Source organism: Planctopirus limnophila DSM 3776 (assembly GCF_000092105.1).
GTDB classification, from domain to species: Bacteria; Planctomycetota; Planctomycetia; order Planctomycetales; family Planctomycetaceae; genus Planctopirus; species Planctopirus limnophila.
Genome location: NC_014148.1, coordinates 4,908,615 through 4,926,971, shown reverse-complemented (window position 1 = coordinate 4,926,971; position 18,357 = coordinate 4,908,615). Strand labels below are relative to the sequence as shown.

Here is an 18,357-nt window from a genome sequence, read left to right as displayed (position 1 = left end):
GCCCGCAACAGGCCTTTCAACCGGAGTTTTCCGTGTCTCACGAACATTACGACAACCCACTCGTTTCCCGCTACGCCTCCAAAGCCATGAGTGCCCTCTGGTCGCCGCAGGTGCGGCACGCCACCTGGCGCAAACTGTGGGTGGCGCTGGCGGAAGCCGAACACGAACTGGGTCTGCCGGTTTCGCAAAGTCAGATCGATGAACTCAAGTCTCGCCTCGAAGATATCGATTTCGCTGCCGCCGCCCGCTACGAGAAGGAACTGCGGCACGATGTCATGGCTCACGTCCACGCCTGGGGTGATCAATGTCCCTCAGCCCGGCCCATCATTCACCTGGGGGCCACCAGTTGCTATGTCACCGACAACGCCGACCTCATTCTCATGCGGCAAGGGATGGAACTGCTGCGCGATAAACTCGTCGCCACCATCGACCGGCTGTCGAAGTTTGCTGTCGAATACAAAGACCTCCCCTGCTTGGGGTACACCCATTTGCAGCCTGCCCAGCCGACAACGGTGGGAAAGAGAGCCACACTCTGGTGTTACGATCTGGTGCTCGATCTGGAAGATCTGGAACATCGCATCGAAAACCTGAGGTTCCGCGGTGCGAAAGGCACCACCGGGACTCAGGCGACATTCCTCACGTTGTTCAACGGCGATCACGCCAAGGTGGAAGAACTCGATCGCCGGGTGGCCGAAAAGATGGGCTTTGCCCAGCGCTGCGCCGTGACTGGCCAGACCTATACCCGCAAGCTCGATGTGCAGATTCTCGATGTTCTCGATGGCATTGCCCAGAGTGCCCACAAGACAGGGACCGATCTGCGCATTCTGCAAAGCAACAAAGAGATCGAAGAGCCGTTCGAGAAGCAGCAGATCGGTTCATCGGCCATGGCCTACAAGCGCAACCCCATGCGGTCTGAGCGAATGTGCAGCCTGTCGCGGTTTGTCTCCAGCGTCACGGCTTCCATCGGCCAGACAGTCGCTACGCAGTGGATGGAACGAACTCTCGACGACAGTGCCGTCCGGCGGCTCTCCATTCCACAGGCATTTCTCGCGACCGATGCCATCCTGATTCTTTATCGGAACGTGGTGGATGGGCTGGTGGTTTACCCGAAGGTGATTACCCAAAGACTCGCTGCCGAGTTGCCATTCATGGCGACCGAAGAGATTCTGATGGAAGGTGTGCGTGCCGGTGGCGACCGGCAGGATCTCCACGAGCGCGTCCGCATTCACAGTCATGAAGCCGCTCGACAGGTCAAAGAGCACGGCTTACCCAACGACCTCATCGAGCGACTCAAGGGTGATGCCGCCTTTGCCAAGGTCGATCTGGGTGCTGCACTCGATGCCCGGCGATTTGTAGGTCGTGCACCGGAACAGGTCGAGCAATTTGTTTCCGAGATCATCACCCTCATCCGCCAGCGCTATCAAAGCACACTCGGTCTGGCGGCAGAAGAACTCAAGGTGTAGTCTCAATCGTAGCTGCAATCCGACCATGAACACCCGGCATCTATTGAAACTGCTGGTTTCGTGGTCTGCAGCCCGAACGTGAGATGACATCATGAACATCCTGAAAATTGCTGTTGGGCTCGTTCTCACGGTCGTTGTGCTGACACTCTTAAGTGCCGCAGTTCTCAATGGGCGAGAACAGGCCCGGCGATCAGACTGGATGTACCGGCTGAAAGAGATTGGCCTGGCACTCCATAACTACCATGATGTTTACAATTGCCTGCCACCTGGTGGAATCTTTAGTGAAGCAGGGCAAGGTTATCAGGGATGGCCTAGCCGTCTGGCGCAATTTCAAACGCAGACTCCCTTTTCGTCTTGGGTTGATGATCGAATCCCCTGGGATGATCCCCGGCAAATCGAATGGTTTACAATGGCCCATTGCCGGGAAGGACGTTGGTGGCAAGACCCTGGCCTCACCCTCACGGAGAAAAATACGTTTCCGCTCATTCATGTCGCGGCCAACTCCTGGGTCATGCATCGCAATAGTCATGTGACCTTACAAGATGTGGGAGACCTCGCCTCGACACTTCTGGCAGCCGATGCTTCGGAACCATTTGATATTTATGGTTCCACAACGGCCTGGAGAGACGCCAGCATTCCTATCAACAGTTCTCCATCAGGTTTCAGCTCACATGGCCGTCCGATGGCTCATTGTCTCATGGCCGATGCGACCGTCCGGTCTGTCGATGTGAACGTCGACGCATCGATCTGGAAACAGATGCAAGGGCCAGAGTCACTCAGACCAGTTGATAAACTTATTGACCGTATCCCAGGCATCCCCCCAGCTCCAACTCACTTTGACCGCCGCATCTGGACTGACATGTTTCACAAGGACAGTCAGAAAGCAACACTGACCGCTGATGGTCAACACTTGATTCTCAATACTGAGTCCGTTGATCCGTGCTTACTGAGTGAACGGCGAGAGGAAGTCTTCCAATCCTGGCTGATTGAATTGGCCGCATTATGTGCAAAAGGGGATGTGCAATCGGCAAAGTTGTATCGCTATCCATCACCCGAAGAGGTGAAGGTTCTATTGTCCTGCAAGAACCTGAAGACCGTGGATATTCGTGCAATTCGAAATGCACCCGTGATTCGTCCACTGCTCGAACAAGAGTCACACCGAATCCAAATTATTGAGACGCCCGACTCCTCCGAATGAGCGACTCATCCTCTTCATGACGATCTCTGTTAGAAGCTAATTACTATGACGCTTAGGAAACATCATGAGATACCTGAAGATTGCCGCAGGAGTCCTTTTTCCACTGCTTGTTGTGATGTTGATTCTACCGGCAATTCACCAATCCCGAGAAGCGGCTCGTCGCACGCAGTGGCGGAATAACCTCAAGCAGATTGGTCTGGCACTTCATAACTATCATGATGTATTTGACACATTCCCACCGGGAGGTGTCTATAACGCTGAGGGACACGGCTATTTTGGCTGGCCCGTCCCCTTGATTCCTTACCTGGCATGTACTCCATTCTACTATCGACTTGATCAGAATATCCCCTGGGATGATCCCCGGCAGGTCGAATGGTTTACAGATCGTCATTGCCGGGAGAATATTTCGTGGCTGGACCCCAGTCTTGAGACACCATCCTCCGCCAATGGCTATCCACTGATTCATGTCGCGGCCAACTCCTGGGTCATGCATCGCAATAGTCACGTGACGCTTGACGATCTTGGCACTTCGGCTCACACGCTTCTCGCAGCCGATGCTTCCGAGCCGTTTGATATTTTTGCTTCAACGACTGCCTGGCGCGAAGTCAGCATACCTCGAAACACTTCTCCATTCGGCTTCAGCTCCCACGGTCGAGAGGTCACGCATGGCCTCATGGGTGATGGTTCTGTCAAAACGGTCACTCTTGAAGCTGATGAATCAATCTGGCACGCCATGCAAGGGCCGGAATCACTCAGGCCGGCACCAGAATTGACGGCCCGCGAACCTGGGATTCCGCCACCTTTAAGTAAGCCATATGTAAAGCATCTTTGGAGTAGTTTGTATGGTAAGAATAACCCTGATCAGCGCGCTCGGCTATCCATCGACGGCCAGACTTTGACAGTCTCGACGGCAGCAGGTGATACTTCCCCTCCAGAAAAGCGATACGAACCCGCATATCTGGGTTGGTTAGTCAGTTTGGAAAAACTTTGCCTGGAAGCCAGTATCAAGCAGGTGATCGTCAAAGGCACAGTGACTGCCGAAGAAATACGCGTGATCCTGCGGTCCCCGCATCTGGAGTCCATCGACATCAACGGTGTCGAGAATCCGGAGATCGTGCTTGTTGAGGTAAAGAGCACACCGCGAAGAATTCAAGTTCTGAAGTCATCGTCAACGATTCAAGATAACGATTCGCCGGACGAAAATATAAACCGTTGAAGCGAAGTCAAAGCGACAGGTCGATCAACTCGTTATCGCACGACCTATACAGAATCCTCACTCTATAAGTAGGGTGCATGAAGTCTTCGGAATGCACCAGCTTTCAGGCCCGGTTACATAGAACGATCTTCTACGATATATGCAACCTTTGCAGAACTCATCTGTCGCACCTTGATACCCCCTCGCTGTCCATGAACACCCTCAAACCCACTCCCACCTGCAAAAAAGTGCTCGTGATGAAACCATTCCAACTCCAGAGTCTCTTTTCGCCCGATGGCTGGCTGGGGCTCTCTCTTCTCCCGGCGGTGCTCATGGGATTGATCCAGGTGATCGTGGTTCTCTGTTATGTGCGGAGCGGGTTGCCGTTTCCTCGCAGTCTTGAAGTGGTGGAATTGCTGAGCTGGTATGTCGTGTCGCGGCATTTCTTGTGGGTGATGAACCGCCGTTACCACTGGGGCCTGCAATTTGATCTGGGCCTCTATTCACCAATGCTGGAGGAGGTCCGAGGCATATTCCGCGCGATCTTCACCTCCTGGACTGCCTGCGGCCTTCTGGTGGCCCTGTTCATGATTCGCGCGGTTCCTCTGATCATCCTCGATCTGGCCAATCGGCCACTTTCCTAGCGGCATCGAGCAAGATCCCTCCTTTTGATCATACTGGTCTCCTGCGTTGCAACTTCTTATGCGGAAATCTGTTACGCGAAATATTGTTTGCTCCTGAAACTCTTTTTCACATCAAGGTTTGCCAAAAAGAATCTCCAAGCTTACAATCGCTTAACTATTGAGACTGAATCTCAGTCTTAATGGCCGCCAGCCAGAAAGTTGAACCGCCCGCAGCGTCCCAACTTTCCCAGCCAGCCATGTTCGGCCCGCCGATTGACCTCTTTGCCCTGCCCGACATCGACTGGAGATCTCCCTATGAGAAATGCTCGCTCGGCATTTACGCTCATCGAACTGCTCGTCGTGATTGCCATTATTGCCATTCTGATTGCACTCCTCTTGCCGGCTGTGCAGCAGGCCCGAGAAGCCGCCCGCAGAACTCAGTGCAAAAACAACCTCAAGCAACTGGGCCTGGCACTCCACAACTACCACGATGCCTTCAGTGTCTTTCCACCCTCAGGCTGCATTGATCGCAACAGCACTTCACAACAGCCCTGGTCGGCTCAAGCCTTCATACTCCCGTATCTGGATGGAGGCACAATCTACAGCAAAATGAACTTCTCGCTGGGCTATCACCATGCCGTGAACACCAGTGTTTATCCACCTTTCGGGCCGGCAGCCACCAAGGTCTCAGTCCTCATCTGCCCCAGTGATCCCGGCGATCGCGCTCGCTTGAACAGCAGTGGCACTCCCGAGCATTACCCCCTGTGTTACGCCATGAACATCGGCCGCTATCTCATTTACGACCCCAACAACGGGCAGAATGGCGGAGCCGCTTTTGCTCCCAATGGAAAACTCACGACCGCCAGCTTCACGGATGGGACCAGCAATACCATGGCCATGGCTGAAGTGAAGGCCTTTACACCTCGTTTCCACGACACCACCGGTGTTGCCACAGAACCAACCGCTCCCAGCCAGGTTTCAGGAACCTATACTGCGGGCGGTGCCTGGTCTGCAGTCAATGGCCATACCGAATGGGTCTGTGGCAGAGCCATTCACACCGGCTTTACCACCACATTCGGGCCGAATACTTCGGTGCCGCATGTTGAAGCGGGTGTGACTTATGACATTGATGTCTCCAGCAATCGCGAAGGAACCAGCCTGACGGCACCAACGTACGGCATCATCACTTCTCGCAGTTACCACGAAGGGATTGTGCAGTCGCTGTTAATGGATGGCTCGGTCCGTGCGGTCTCCGAAAACATCGACCAGGGGATCTGGCGAGCATTGGGGACACGCTCGGGTGGTGAGGTTCTCGGCGAAATTTAATGCTGACAGCACCTGATGCAGTCATGATCTATGGTTGAACGTGACACAATTCATCGCTGGCTCGAACTCGTCGCATCATCCCACTTAGGGAGAATCGACGGACTTCCGAACAGACAGAAAGATCCATCCGGTGAGTATTCGCTGGCTGGATCTATTCATTTTATCAGATGTTAAATGGAATGGATAATAATAAGCGAGGATATATAGTCACCCAGATTGCAAGAGCCTCTCCAAAATCTTAACAAATCATCGTTTCCTCACGCGACGCTAACATTTTCTTCACAATCCACTCCTAATCTTCCGCGTCTTAACAATTCAACCCTCGGCAATATCGCCAGATGGGGATGTTTTGGATTTCGGGAGTGCAGGCACAGTGCGGAAGTTCTGGGGGAAAGTAAGAGGGCAGTTCCGCCTACTGAACAATCAGCACGTCGCTGCCTGGAAGGTGATTGCTGCCGCAATTGTTGTGGCGTCTCTGCTGGTTTGGACAGTGCAGGTCAACACTGCGGTCGCCACTGAGCCCGCCGCCGTCGCTTTACCGAATCAATCTTCGACAGCACGAACTTTGAAGATTCTCCCTCGTGGCGAGGTTCAACTTCAGTTTCTCGGCCGTTTTCGGCACAGTGAAAAGTCAGGAACATCGGCCACTGAAATCACGGCTTTTGATCCAACAACCAGGCAACTTTTCGTCGTCAATGTGGAAGATCAGGTCATCGATGTCCTTGATCTGTCGCAACCGGCCCTGCCAGTGCGAGTTGACCAGATCAGCGTCTCAGCTCTGGGAATACCCACATCCGTTTCGGCGAGGGCAGGACGAGTCGTTGCGTCTGTTGCTACAGAAGATCGTCGCCAACGTGGTCATGTTGTCCTGATTGACCCAGTCCATCGCAAGATTGTTCACCAGATCCAGGTGGGTTATGAGCCGGACTGTGTGGCACTGACGAATGATGGAAAACTTCTTGCCGTTGCCAACGAAGGTTCCCCGAATGAGAACTATGATTTTGATCCTGAAGGAACGATCAGTCTGATTGAAATTCCCGATGATCTGGCACAACTCGCCAATGCTGAAATCACGACGATTGATTTCCGCAGGTACAACGACAATCCGGAGAAAATGGGGCCTGGAGTACGGATCTTTGGGCCGAAGGCGACGGTCGCTCAGGATCTGGAGCCCGAATATATCACGATCTCTGCCGATGGTCAGCTGGCCTGGGTCAGCCTGCAGGAAAATAACGCGATTGCCACCATTGATCTCGAACAGAAGTCTTTAATTTCCGTAAGAGGTCTGGGCTATAAAGATCATTCCCAACCGGGAAATGGTTTCGATGCCAGTGACCGAGATCAATCGATCAATATCCGGCCCTGGCCAGTGAAAGGTCTTTATCAACCCGATGGTCTGGCCAATTTTGTCTCGCATGGAAAGCGATTTATCGTCACCGCCAACGATGGAAAAGATCGAGACTACGAAGGCTTCAGCGAGAGGGCCATGGTCAGCGATCTTCAGCTCGACCCGCGCAGGTTTCCTCACGCGAATGAGCTTCAAAAACCAGAGAATCTTGGTCGTTTACGAGTTTCCAAAGCCACGGGTGATCTGAATGGCAATGGACTGGTCGACGAACTGCATGCCTTTGGAGGAAGATCTTTTTCCATCTGGGATGAGCAATTCCACCAGATATTTGATTCCGGCGATCAGTTGGAGTCGATTGTGGCCAGTCAACGACCACACGACTTTAACAGTGATCATGAAAAGCGGGAATTCGACAGCCGAAGTGCAGCGAAAGGGCCAGAGCCCGAGAGCGTGGTCGTTACAGAGATTGGTTCAAAGAAGATTGCCATCATTGGTCTTGAACGTCAATCGGGGCTGATGGTCTATGATGTCACAAACCCTGTAAAACCCGTCTTTGAACAGTTCCTCAGTACGCGAAGTGAATCGACACCGTCGGATTTAGTATCTCCAACGAGCAATGAGGGAGATTTAGGCCCGGAAGGGTTGTTAGTGATCCCTGCTCAAGACAGTCCGACGAAGACACCTCTACTCGTTGTTGCCAACGAAATCAGCAATGCCACCGTAATCTATGAGATCAGGCTGCGTACGCCCTGATCAGCAGTCCCATATCATCCTGTTGTTGAATAACAACAGGGAATGAGTCTGTAAAGCCGTACCTATTTACTGTATCTGTGTTTTTCTCACTAGAAAGTTTTGTAATGCCTTCTGCTGCAAAGCCATTATCGACGACGAATCGCCGTGGATTTACTCTGATTGAACTTCTTGTCGTCATTGCCATCATCGCGATCTTGATTGCCTTGTTGCTACCTGCCGTCCAGCAGGCACGGGAAGCAGCTCGCCGTTCACAGTGCCGTAACAATCTCAAGCAGATTGGGCTGGCACTCCATAACTATCACGATAACTACAATGCATTTCCGCCCGGGGCTCTGGCGATGAATGTCACCACAGGAGTGGCGTATAAGCTGGGTGATGCCGAGCCAAGCCGCTCCAATGTGGGTGGCGGCTGGGGATGGAGTACTTTTATTCTGCCGTTTATTGATCAGGCTCCGCTCTATTCATCTCTCAATCCCAACGGAAACAACTTCCCTCTCAACCCCACAGCATTAACCCGAACGATCCTGCCAGTTTATATCTGCCCTTCAGAAGCCAGCCCGAACATTGTCCGTGCTCAGGCCTTGGGGGGTGATGGAATCAGCGATGGTCATGCCAAGCTCTCGTATCCTGCGATCTGGGGGAGCACCACGGTCAACTATGTTGATACCCGCTCGGGTGTCAATAAGGGCATCTTTGCCTACAACAGTGCGACTCGTATTCGCGACGTTACTGATGGAACCAGCAACACCTTGATGGTCACCGAACGACTTTACGATGGCGGTGATTCCGAAACTCGCCGCGGAGGGATCTGGGCAGGTCGATCTTCTGGTGCGACCAATGCCAACTCCGGTAATAAATACTCCAATCTCGTACGTGCTGAGAACCTGCCCGACTGGCTAATCAAAGGGACCAACAATAATGCCCCTACCAGCTTCCACACCGGTGGTGTCCATTTTGTGATGGCAGATGGAAGTGTCCGCTTCCTCAGCGAAAACACCGATGGCAACACTTACCAGCGCCTGGGCCAAATGGCCGATGGCCAGGTGTTAGGTGAATTCTAAAACTGAAGACGATTCGGCAGGTATCGCCGGCAAAGGTAAAAAACGCCCGATTGAGTAATTCAGAGCAGGAGCCCTGTCCTGGGCTCCTGCTCTGAATCTTTAAAGATCACACGCTTTTCTTATTAAGCGCATAGCTAAAGATTTCTCTCATGTTGATCCTCCATCTGCTCCCGCGTTTATGCTGCTTTTACGCGTTTCTCACCCTTTTGGCAGGCTGTGGTGGTCCTTCGGTCACGCTGGTTCCTGTTGTTGGAACGGTCTATCTGGATGATCAGCCTTTAGCCAAGGCGAAAATCGTCTTCACTCCTGCTGAGGGAAGAGCTTCGTTTGCCACGACAGATACCCAGGGACAGTACAAACTCCTTTACACGGCTGACCTGGCTGGTGCTGTCACCGGAAAGCATCGGGTCACGATCAGTACGTTGATTGAGCCCGATCCAGAATCATCGATTGAAGAGCGGAAACTCGGCCAGGTCGAGAAAGTTCCTGCGAAGTACAACAAGCATTCCACACTCGAAATGGAAGTCTCCAAGGCTGATCGTGAGCCAATGGATTTCAAGCTCTCATCAAAAGATTAGAGTCGAGCGAAGGGCCATCGCCCTGATCCATAGAATTGAGCAGTTACCCACCAATACCCGGTTGGCGGTCGCACGGGACGAGGTAGCTTTTCAGATCCTGCATTAACAGTTTGGCACGATTCTGAAAAATCGCTTGCGAGTTCGGCCGCCCTTTGGGTTGGATTGTGACGCAGATCGCCTCTGGTGAATTCGGGCCACGCCTCGACGCATGCCCACGCTGCTCTTCCACAAGCTCTGGAAGCACAATCTCAAGAATCACGGGACGAGTGCTGTTCGTCCAACCCCACATGCCGAAAATCGTCCCCTGCCCACACTGCATTTTGACCCGGCCTGGCTCAACAACCAGCAATTTGGCCCGATGAGCTTCGACAAATCCCGCCATCTTGGGGACCACGCTTTGCCCCACCCCTATGTAAAAACGCTGAATCAATCGCAGTGGATCTTCCTCTTCATCGGTCGAAAAGCGATGGGCCGACCGACGGGAATCTGTGGTCATTAAATGGCAGGTGCGATTCCGACCCGTCTGCTTCGCCTGATAGAGCGCTTTATCAGCCCGCTCGACTAGCGAAGCGACCGTATCCCCATTGACGACCTGGGATACCCCAAACGACGCAGTGATTCGCAATGAGGGATAGTCGGCAAACCGCATCGATTGAATACTCATGCGGAAGCGTTCGCTTTTACGAACTGCCAGTTCCACATCTGTCGCAGGACAGAGCACAATAAACTCTTCACCGCCATAGCGACCAATAATCTCGCCTGAATACGACTCGTGCTGGAGCAGTCGTGCCAGTTCCACAAGGACCTGATCACCCACGGTGTGACCATGTTTATCGTTAATGCTCTTGAAATGATCGGCATCGACAAATATGACGCTGAAAACCTCGTTCTGGCTCTCGGAATTGTACTTCTTCAATAGTTGTTCGATCTGACTGTCGAGCTCGCCACGATTCGCGACTCGCGTCAGAGCATCGCGACTGGCCATCATTTTGAGGGCATGCACTTCCGGTGAAACGTGACTGGTTTCATCACGTTCTGTGCGGCGGTAGATTTCTGCCACAGCCTGCAGCCGCTGATTTCTATCAATCAGTGGAAAAGCCTGGAGTTCGACACTCACTGGCTCTCCTTCTCCATCCGTCATATTCAAGGTCGCAGCATAGCTGCTGCCCGTGGCAAAGATGGCCTCCAACGGACACTGCGATGTAGCCAGTGGCACACCCCGGTCGTCGGCATATCCAAAAACCTGCGGCTTCCAGATGGTATTGAGCACTTCCCTTGCTGGCCGACGATGAGTTTTGACCGCTCCACGATTCCAGACCAGCATACGACGACTGCAATCGATGATACTGAATCCGTCATACAGTTCATCGAGAGTTTGCAGATAGCTGAATAAATGACTGAGATTGGCAGCTTCAGCAAGCTCCGCATCGCTGGCAGGCTGATAGTAGTGAATCAGTGAATCATCATCATTCATGGTGCCGTCAAGCGCCGGCGGCCCATAGGTATGAATCCAGCGCTGCAATGCCGAAACAATGTTCCCATCGAACTGAGTCCCCGCATTCTCATTGAGCAGCTTGAGAATTTCATCGTGAGCTTTCGCCCGGCGAAAGACCTGATCATTGCTGAGTGATTCATAGGCATCAGCCACAACCAGAATACGTGCCCCCTGATGAATATCGCTGAATGTGGCATTCGCTCCTGGTTCACGCGAATAGCGATGATGGGAATCGGTGATGATGCGAATAATCAGTGGATCAACCCGGCACATTTCCAAAAGATCAACGCCAATCAGATAACTTTTCGTCATCAGGCGCAGTTCATCAGAGTTCAAACGAGCCGGCTTGAAAAGAATACTATCCGGCACACCAACCTTGCCGAGATCGTGCAACAATGCGGCAATCTGAATGGCTCTGAGATTGCGGTCTTCCCATCCCAGATATTTGGCCAGGCCAGTGGCCAGTCGACCCACACGCTGGCTATGCCGGAGTGTGGCCGGGTCACGGAACAAAAGGCTGTTCAGCAGACTGCGAAAAACACGAGGACTGATTAAGCCACAAAGATTCGCATCAGCCCGTTCGGGAGCCGTATCACGTTCAGCCCGACGGACAAGATTCACCAGCCCTAACAGCACGCGCGAGGAATCGAGTGGATACGAAGTGTACGGTACAACATCACCGTTTCCAGCGGATGTTACGAGATCCAATACAGCGGAATCCGACGTTAACGTCATTTACAGTACCGCAATATCTCAAAAAGCGATGCCACCTGATGGTCTGGACGTCGTTTCGACCAATATCAACAGATGGAACCAGTGATCGTCCGTCCGATGAGATTCAGGTTTCCCAATTGCCACCAGAATTCACCGCGCTAACAACTCAAGCACTGCAGGAACCCTAGTTCCATTCCTGCCATTGTCAAACTTCTCTCCTGAAATGCTGCCGCAGTGAGAAACCTTTAATCGTACCAGAGAGCATGCAGATCATTATTTTCATCGAATGGCAAAAGGGGCGAACATGGGTTCAAAATGCCACTGTTTGATGAAACAATAGAAAGATTGACCGCCGAGTCTCGTAATTCACTGTTGGAAAAATCCATTTTGTACTGTTGGATCAACGAATCCGTTTGATCAGGCCGCCCGGCGATTGCCTCTCAGAAGTTAAGATTTATGAGTGCCCTCTTTCGAAAACGTCGCACGCTGCACCTGCCGATTACACTCAGCGTGACTCTGATCGTGCTGAACGTAACTTTAATGGTTGTATGGATTGTGCTGTTCGCCCAGAACACATGGTGGGCAGCACTCGTGCTGGGCGTGGTGGTTTTCACGCTGATACTCACCGGCCTTTCCATCTACATGGTGCTCATGATCAAAGAAGTCAGGCTCAATCAAAGGCAGGCCAATTTTGTCGATGCCGTCACTCATGAACTGAAATCACCCATTGCTTCACTCAGTCTGCATCTGGAAACCTTGAGTCTGCGCAGTCTTTCCGATGATCAGAGGCAGAAGTTTTATGCCACCATGGAACGCGAACTCGAGCGACTGGATCATCTCATTACACAACTGCTCGATGTCGGACGGCTCAATGCGACGGGGACTCAGGCCGCTTCCACCGACTTGATTCTCGATACACTTTTACGATCTGTCGCTCATGAGGTGGCAGGGCATTACCGCAAAGAAGTCACGGAGATTTTCCAATTTGATCTTGATACAGCAGTCCTTCGAGCACCTCAAATTGTCGTAGAAACCATATTTCGGAATCTCTTCGACAATGCCATCAAGTATGGTGGACATCCTCCGCTGATCTTTGTCGAAGTTCGTGCGGTGGATCATGCCCGGATCGTGATCCGCGTGACCGACAACGGAGCGGGCGTCGCCCCCGAAGATCGCAAGCGGATTTTTCAAATGTTCTACCGTGCGGGTAACGAACTGCAGAGACGAACCAAAGGGACAGGGCTGGGTCTGTATATTGTTCAGACATTAGTCCGGCAGTTGAATGGAAGAATTCACGTTCACCCAGTCAATAATCACTCTTGGAGCCTTTCCAGTGTGCGTTCCGGGCTGAAAGATCTGGAAGGCAAACCTCTGGAAACGGGCACCACCTTCGAATTGATCCTTCCAGGACGGGTCATCATATGAGAATTCTCGTCGTTGAAGATGAAGAAGCGATTGCCGAAGGTCTGAAATTCAACTTCGAGCAGGAAGGTTATGAAGTTGTCGTCGCGACCGATGGTCACGAGGCTCTGGCTGCTGTCTCACAGACGGATACTGAAGAATTCGCCCTGATTGTGCTCGATTTGATGCTCCCGGGACTTTCAGGCTACGAGGTCTTGCGCGAACTTCGCCAGAAACTTGTGATGACGCCTGTCTTGGTACTCTCCGCCCGGACACTGAGTGAAGACAAGATTCTCGCGTTCGATCTGGGTGGTGATCAGTATATGACCAAACCCTTCGCCCTGCGCGAGATTTTGAGCCGGGTGAAAAGCCTGATTCATCGTCATCAGTCGATTCGGTCATCCACTCCACCAGTCCCGGTTGAGCCTGCACCTGCTGCTGAGCAAACCAGTTCGACTCCGGGCTCATCTCCTGGCAGATTTCAGTTTGGCCGGGTAATCGTCAATTTTCAGACATTCCAGGTCTCTGTCGGTGAGCGTGTGCATAGCCTGACCACGCTGGAACTCGAATTGCTGAAATACTTTATTGAGCATCAGGGCGAAGTCCTTTCACGCACCAGAATTCTCAATCATGTGTGGGATGAACATGCCGAAGTCACCACACGCACTATCGATAATTTTGTGTTGAGGCTTCGAAAACTGATTGAACCCGATCCTTCAAAACCGGTGCATATTCTCTCGGTTCGTGGGACCGGATATCGGTTTCTTCCATTCCCTTCGTCGCAAGATGTTACTGATGAAGAGGTTGCGGAATGACAGAAGTTTGACAAAAGCTTGACACTCACCTGACACACCAATCCCGATGATTCATGTATAAGACTGAAACTTGGCAATTTCGCCAGGCCATGCACGAAAAACATCGGGAATTTGGATATGTCCCCTACCTCGCTCGTCCCACCTGCTCCCAACGAATCTGCGGTGACTGATCACCTCAACCATACAGAACCAGCTCAGTCTGCTGAATGCTCGGCTGTTGATGCTGCACCATTGGATACAGCACCTCTCGACGCTGCTCCCCTGGATGCTGCACCCAGCCAGCTGGTGGCTGACACACTGGTTGCTCCTCAGCTCACCATCGAAGATCGTGTCCGGGCTTCTCGTGCCAGTTCAGTGCGAGTGGTCGGCGAAAACAATCCAGCGCTGACAACAATGTACGAATCGTACAGCCCCAGGCAGCTTCGCTGGGATAACATTGACTGGCCCGTGGTCGGCTGGCTCGTGCTGATGCATGCCGGTGCCATCGCTGCTCCATTTTTCTTTACCTGGACAGCGCTGGGTGTCTTCCTGGTCATGCACTGGCTCACGGGAAGCATTGGCATTTGCCTGGCTTATCACCGCTGTCTGTCACATCGCTCGCTGCGGTTGCGTCAGCCATTCCGTTTCCTCTGCACACTCTGCGGAGTCCTTTCCGGCGAAGGCTCGCCTCTGTTCTGGACAGCCACTCATCGCCTGCACCATCAGCGGTCTGATCACGAAGGTGATCCTCACTCGCCATTCGATGGACAGTGGTGGTCGCACATTGCCTGGTTGTTTGTCCGCCGCTCACCAGAAGCTAAGGCCATGGTCATGCGCCGCTATGTCCCTGATCTGATCAAGGACCCCATGCTCCAGTTCTTCGAACGCTACTATGGGCTCATCCTCATTGGTTCAGGAGCATTCTTCTTCGGCATCGGTTTTCTGGCGGGTGGCCTCGACTGGTACACCGGTCTGTCTGTCATGCTCTGGGGTCTGTGCCTCCGTATGACACTCGTTTATCACGGTACCTGGTTCGTGAACTCCGCCACACACCTGTGGGGTTACCGCAACTACGACACTCGCGATGCCTCCAAGAACCTCTGGTGGGTTGCCATTTTCGCCTATGGTGAAGGCTGGCATAACAATCATCACGCTCACCCCAACGTCGCTCCTGCCGGCCACAAGTGGTGGGAATTCGATATCACCTGGTGGTCGATCAAGGCCCTGAGAGCCATTGGCATGGCTTACGATATCGATGATCGCATTCCACAAAATCGCTCGGCCGCTGAAGGCTGCTAACCCGGTTTACGGGTGATTCCGGAATATCGGCTCGATATTCACTATCGTTCTCAAAGGAGCCCCGCTTCTCCACTCCGGAGAAGCGGGGCTCCTTTTTTAACAAGCTGCAGGTCATTGATCTGTGGGTCATTCAACTCAGCTTCACGCCAGGATGCACCCATGGCGCACGATAAGGCCTGGCCAGGCGGCTGTTGGCTTCGGCATCATCGACAACCAGCCCGTTCACTGCATCCCAACGGAGTGTGCGGCCTAACTCCAGCGAAAGATTTGCCAGCAGGCAACTCACGGTCGAGATATGCCCTTCCTCAATGTCGGCAATGGGCTTTGATCGCTCATCGATCGCCTTGAGAAAGTTCCGCATGTGAGCACGAATCGCCGGTGCCACATGCTTTTCGAGATCCTTCTCGGTCTTGTCTTCGGGATACTCTTCGAGTTCGTAGGTGACATCTTTATGAACAGCTTCGCCTCTTCCCTGAGGTATGAAGTCGTAGCTCATGACGCTGACTTTGAGAGTTCCTTTGTCGCCATAAATCGTTACTCCCCACGGATACTTCGGGTCGGGTGTCGAGCCGTAACTGCGATGTTGCCAGACTACATCCAGATCGCCGAAATCGAATGTCGCAGTCTGTGTATCGGGAATGTTGGCCTGGCTCTGGCGATCCACATAGATCCCACCGACGGATGAAACCGCTTGGGGCCAGCCCAACCCCAGCATAAACCGGGCAGTATCGAGCATGTGAATGCACATGTCCCCCATGATTCCATTGCCATACTCGGTAAAGGCCCGCCATCTGCGGGGATGAATGAGTGTCGAATAAGGCCGTTTGGGTGCCGGGCCTGCCCACATTTCATAATCGAGGTTTTGTGGCGGCTCTGTGATCGGCGGATTGTCTTTAGCCCGCATGTGGTAATAGCAATAGACCTCGACGAGGCCGATTTTTCCCAGCATGCCCGTATCGATGAACTTCTGCTTGGCCTCGGCAATATGAGGCGTACTGCGACGCTGTGTCCCCACCTGCACCACGCGCCCGTGCTTCCGGGTAGCCGCCAGCATCGACTGGCTCTCGGCAATATCGACACTCGTCGGCTTCTGAACATAGACATCGGCACCCGCTTCGACAGCCGCAATCATCGTCAAGGCATGCCAGTGATCCGGCGTCGCAATCAGCACAATGTCGGGCTTGGCCTCAGCCAGCAACTGCCGATAATCACTGTAAAGTGCCGGTGGCTTTTCGAGCTTTCCACGCGAGGTCATCAACTCGGCGGCATTCGCCAGCATCTGCGAATCGACATCACAGAGAGCGACGACATCAACTGGCTCCACCTGCATCAATCGCAACAGATCACATTTGCCGTACCAGCCCACACCAATGGCTGCCACGCGACGTTTCTTCTTCGGTACAGCAGAAGAATCCTGCAAGGATGAGGGCAACTCTCCTCGAGCCGGATCGATCCAAAGTGTCGTGGAACCCAGCAGGCCTGCGGTTGTGGTCGAACTCAGAAAGTCACGTCGATCCATGAGGCACTCATCTTTCTCAAGTGATGTCGATTTCAGGATGTTGATAGATTCGTGATCGAGAGCTGATGAGGAAAATCGAGGAATCTCGATGATTTGATCATCCCACGAAGACCGGGCCACTTCCAGAGTTCACTTCCATGGGCCATGATGCAAAATCATAAATGTTTGATCCGACAACCCTCACTCTCGAAACCATTCTCGTAAGGAAGTTCTCTGCCGATGAGTCACTCGCTCCACTCAGAAATTCTGGAGAGTCGTCGTCCCGATGTTCCACTGCGGGCCGGGATGGTGGGTTTCGGCATGATCTTCGACGAGACCTATCGGCCATTTTTCGAACAAGCCGGTCAGCGAGGGTTCTACTCACCCGATGTCGGTGTCATCACTTGCGAACTGGCAGCTGTTGTCAGCCTCACAGGTCGCAGGGCCGAAGCCTACCGGGCTCAGGCACCGCATCATTTAGCAACCTTTACCAATGAAACGGGCGAGCAGGGCCTGCAAAGGCTGTTGCAAAGCTCGACAGGGGCTGCACTCGATGCCGTTTGTATTGCGACACCTGATGATCGACATTTCAATGCTGCCCGGCTCGCCTTAATCGCCGGTAAGCACGTGCTGATTGAGAAACCATCAGTGCTTTCATTGAGCGAACTCGATGAACTGCATCGTCTGGCACAGCATCACCAGCGACTCGTGCGAGTCGTCTATCACAAACTGTTCGACCCCGACCATAAGCGTCTCCGAACACTGGTGGTCGATGGAGTTCTATCGCACGTCAATCATGGCTATTGCTCGCTGTTAGAACCGAAGTCAGTGGGCATGGGGCAGTTTGCCACCTGGAATCATGGCCGCAATCCAGGCACTTACGTCGCGTGCCATTATCTCAAGCTGATTGATTTCACCTTTGGTGGCCGACTCGTCTCAGTCAGTGCGACCGGCCAGCGCGGATTAGCCGGCACGATTGACGGCCCAACCTGGGACAGCACTCAACTGCGCGTCACTTACGCTTATCCCGATCAGCGAACTGCCAGTTTTGATATCCATACCTCCTGGGTGACGCCCGATAACTTCCCCGGTTATGTCGAGCAGGAGGTGCAGTTCCGATTTGATAACGGCGTCTGGAATGGCCATTCCCGCAAGCGAGGTATTGAACTGACCGTCGAAGGACGCACGCCGCATGAACTCAAAACCACCATCAATACACATTACAACGGTCAAGCCATTGAACCCTGGAATGAGCGCACTCAAAGAGGTTATGGCATCGAAGCGATTGAGCGGTTCTTCCGCGAAGTGGCTTATATCGAATACGGATCGACGGGCACTCGAACATCGCGATTGGAGGAGATCAACTTGTTAGCATTTTCGAGCCTGAGTGCAGATCGGCCTGTCGTCGCAGCGGTACAGGCTTTAGAAGCGATCCTTGCCTCCAGCGTCAATTCCTGCCCGGATGGTGTGGTGCGCGTCGATACTCCAGAAGGTGGCCTGACGTTATGGCTCCCCGGTGCGGCTCATCCAGTGGTTCTTTATGCCCCGAAAGTCTACCAGGATGAATGACCGCCCACTGAGACGGATTCCAGTATTCGACTGCGCTCCCTT

Annotated in this window: 14 protein-coding genes; 12 read left to right on the top strand and 2 right to left on the bottom strand. The window is 53.0% G+C overall.

Annotated features, from left to right (window positions below; translation table 11 throughout):
- Positions 1 to 32: 32 nt before the first annotated feature.
- The 8 genes from purB to PLIM_RS19675 all read left to right on the top strand — a co-directional run bounded on the left by purB (position 33) and on the right by PLIM_RS19675 (position 9,545).
- Complete coding sequence (gene purB / locus PLIM_RS19710; RefSeq protein ID WP_013112074.1) at positions 33 to 1,463, top strand: adenylosuccinate lyase; 1,431 nt, start codon at positions 33 to 35, stop codon at positions 1,461 to 1,463.
- Positions 1,464 to 1,554: 91 nt separating this feature from the next.
- Complete coding sequence (locus tag PLIM_RS19705; protein ID WP_013112073.1) at positions 1,555 to 2,661, top strand: DUF1559 family PulG-like putative transporter; 1,107 nt, start codon at positions 1,555 to 1,557, stop codon at positions 2,659 to 2,661.
- 64 nt (positions 2,662 to 2,725) lie between these two features.
- Entirely contained in the window at positions 2,726 to 3,877 is a 1,152-nt protein-coding gene (locus PLIM_RS19700) for a DUF1559 family PulG-like putative transporter (RefSeq protein WP_013112072.1), read from the top strand.
- 233 nt (positions 3,878 to 4,110) lie between these two features.
- Entirely contained in the window at positions 4,111 to 4,500 is a 390-nt protein-coding gene (locus tag PLIM_RS19695; RefSeq protein ID WP_196349488.1) for a hypothetical protein, read from the top strand.
- A 294-nt stretch (positions 4,501 to 4,794) separates the two neighbouring features.
- Positions 4,795 to 5,805, top strand: coding sequence for a DUF1559 domain-containing protein (locus PLIM_RS19690; protein WP_013112070.1), 1,011 nt, complete (start codon positions 4,795 to 4,797; stop codon positions 5,803 to 5,805).
- A 373-nt stretch (positions 5,806 to 6,178) separates the two neighbouring features.
- On the top strand, positions 6,179 to 7,906 hold the full coding sequence (locus PLIM_RS19685) for a choice-of-anchor I family protein (protein WP_013112069.1): 1,728 nt from the start codon (positions 6,179 to 6,181) through the stop codon (positions 7,904 to 7,906).
- Positions 7,907 to 8,010: 104 nt separating this feature from the next.
- Positions 8,011 to 8,967 (top strand): DUF1559 domain-containing protein, encoded by a 957-nt coding sequence (locus tag PLIM_RS19680; protein WP_013112068.1) that lies wholly within the window; start codon positions 8,011 to 8,013, stop codon positions 8,965 to 8,967.
- 149 nt (positions 8,968 to 9,116) lie between these two features.
- Entirely contained in the window at positions 9,117 to 9,545 is a 429-nt protein-coding gene (locus tag PLIM_RS19675) for a carboxypeptidase regulatory-like domain-containing protein (RefSeq protein ID WP_013112067.1), read from the top strand.
- 43 nt (positions 9,546 to 9,588) lie between these two features.
- Here PLIM_RS19675 and PLIM_RS19670 read toward each other — a convergent pair whose 3' ends face one another.
- Positions 9,589 to 11,775 (bottom strand): diguanylate cyclase, encoded by a 2,187-nt coding sequence (locus tag PLIM_RS19670; RefSeq protein ID WP_041402310.1) that lies wholly within the window; start codon positions 11,773 to 11,775, stop codon positions 9,589 to 9,591.
- Positions 11,776 to 12,210: 435 nt separating this feature from the next.
- On the opposite strand from PLIM_RS19670, the gene PLIM_RS19665 reads away from it, so the two are divergent.
- From PLIM_RS19665 to PLIM_RS19655, 3 genes are all read left to right on the top strand, one after another.
- Entirely contained in the window at positions 12,211 to 13,179 is a 969-nt protein-coding gene (locus PLIM_RS19665) for a sensor histidine kinase (protein WP_013112065.1), read from the top strand.
- Entirely contained in the window at positions 13,176 to 13,970 is a 795-nt protein-coding gene (locus tag PLIM_RS19660; protein ID WP_013112064.1) for a response regulator transcription factor, read from the top strand. Before PLIM_RS19665 ends, PLIM_RS19660 begins: the two co-directional genes overlap by 4 nt.
- Before the next feature lie 117 nt (positions 13,971 to 14,087).
- On the top strand, positions 14,088 to 15,248 hold the full coding sequence (locus tag PLIM_RS19655) for an acyl-CoA desaturase (protein WP_230849350.1): 1,161 nt from the start codon (positions 14,088 to 14,090) through the stop codon (positions 15,246 to 15,248).
- 130 nt (positions 15,249 to 15,378) lie between these two features.
- Here the strand turns inward: PLIM_RS19655 and PLIM_RS19650 are convergent, their stop codons facing one another.
- Complete coding sequence (locus tag PLIM_RS19650; protein ID WP_013112062.1) at positions 15,379 to 16,767, bottom strand: Gfo/Idh/MocA family protein; 1,389 nt, start codon at positions 16,765 to 16,767, stop codon at positions 15,379 to 15,381.
- Between the two features lie 219 nt (positions 16,768 to 16,986).
- On the opposite strand from PLIM_RS19650, the gene PLIM_RS19645 reads away from it, so the two are divergent.
- Entirely contained in the window at positions 16,987 to 18,315 is a 1,329-nt protein-coding gene (locus tag PLIM_RS19645) for a Gfo/Idh/MocA family protein (protein WP_013112061.1), read from the top strand.
- Positions 18,316 to 18,357: the final 42 nt, after the last annotated feature.

Excerpts from the sequence above, each read along its gene's own strand:
- PLIM_RS19700 (WP_013112072.1), top strand. The coding sequence starts at position 2,726 with ATGAGATACCTGAAGATTGCCGCAGGAGTCCTTTTTCCACTGCTTGTT.
- PLIM_RS19655 (WP_230849350.1), top strand. The coding sequence starts at position 14,088 with ATGTCCCCTACCTCGCTCGTCCCACCTGCTCCCAACGAATCTGCGGTG.
- PLIM_RS19690 (WP_013112070.1), top strand. The coding sequence starts at position 4,795 with ATGAGAAATGCTCGCTCGGCATTTACGCTCATCGAACTGCTCGTCGTG.
- PLIM_RS19705 (WP_013112073.1), top strand. The coding sequence starts at position 1,555 with ATGAACATCCTGAAAATTGCTGTTGGGCTCGTTCTCACGGTCGTTGTG.
- PLIM_RS19650 (WP_013112062.1), bottom strand. The coding sequence starts at position 16,767 with ATGGATCGACGTGACTTTCTGAGTTCGACCACAACCGCAGGCCTGCTG.
- PLIM_RS19670 (WP_041402310.1), bottom strand. The coding sequence starts at position 11,775 with ATGACGTTAACGTCGGATTCCGCTGTATTGGATCTCGTAACATCCGCT.
- PLIM_RS19660 (WP_013112064.1), top strand. The coding sequence starts at position 13,176 with ATGAGAATTCTCGTCGTTGAAGATGAAGAAGCGATTGCCGAAGGTCTG.
- PLIM_RS19665 (WP_013112065.1), top strand. The coding sequence starts at position 12,211 with ATGAGTGCCCTCTTTCGAAAACGTCGCACGCTGCACCTGCCGATTACA.
- PLIM_RS19680 (WP_013112068.1), top strand. The coding sequence starts at position 8,011 with ATGCCTTCTGCTGCAAAGCCATTATCGACGACGAATCGCCGTGGATTT.
- PLIM_RS19645 (WP_013112061.1), top strand. The coding sequence starts at position 16,987 with ATGAGTCACTCGCTCCACTCAGAAATTCTGGAGAGTCGTCGTCCCGAT.
- PLIM_RS19675 (WP_013112067.1), top strand. The coding sequence starts at position 9,117 with ATGTTGATCCTCCATCTGCTCCCGCGTTTATGCTGCTTTTACGCGTTT.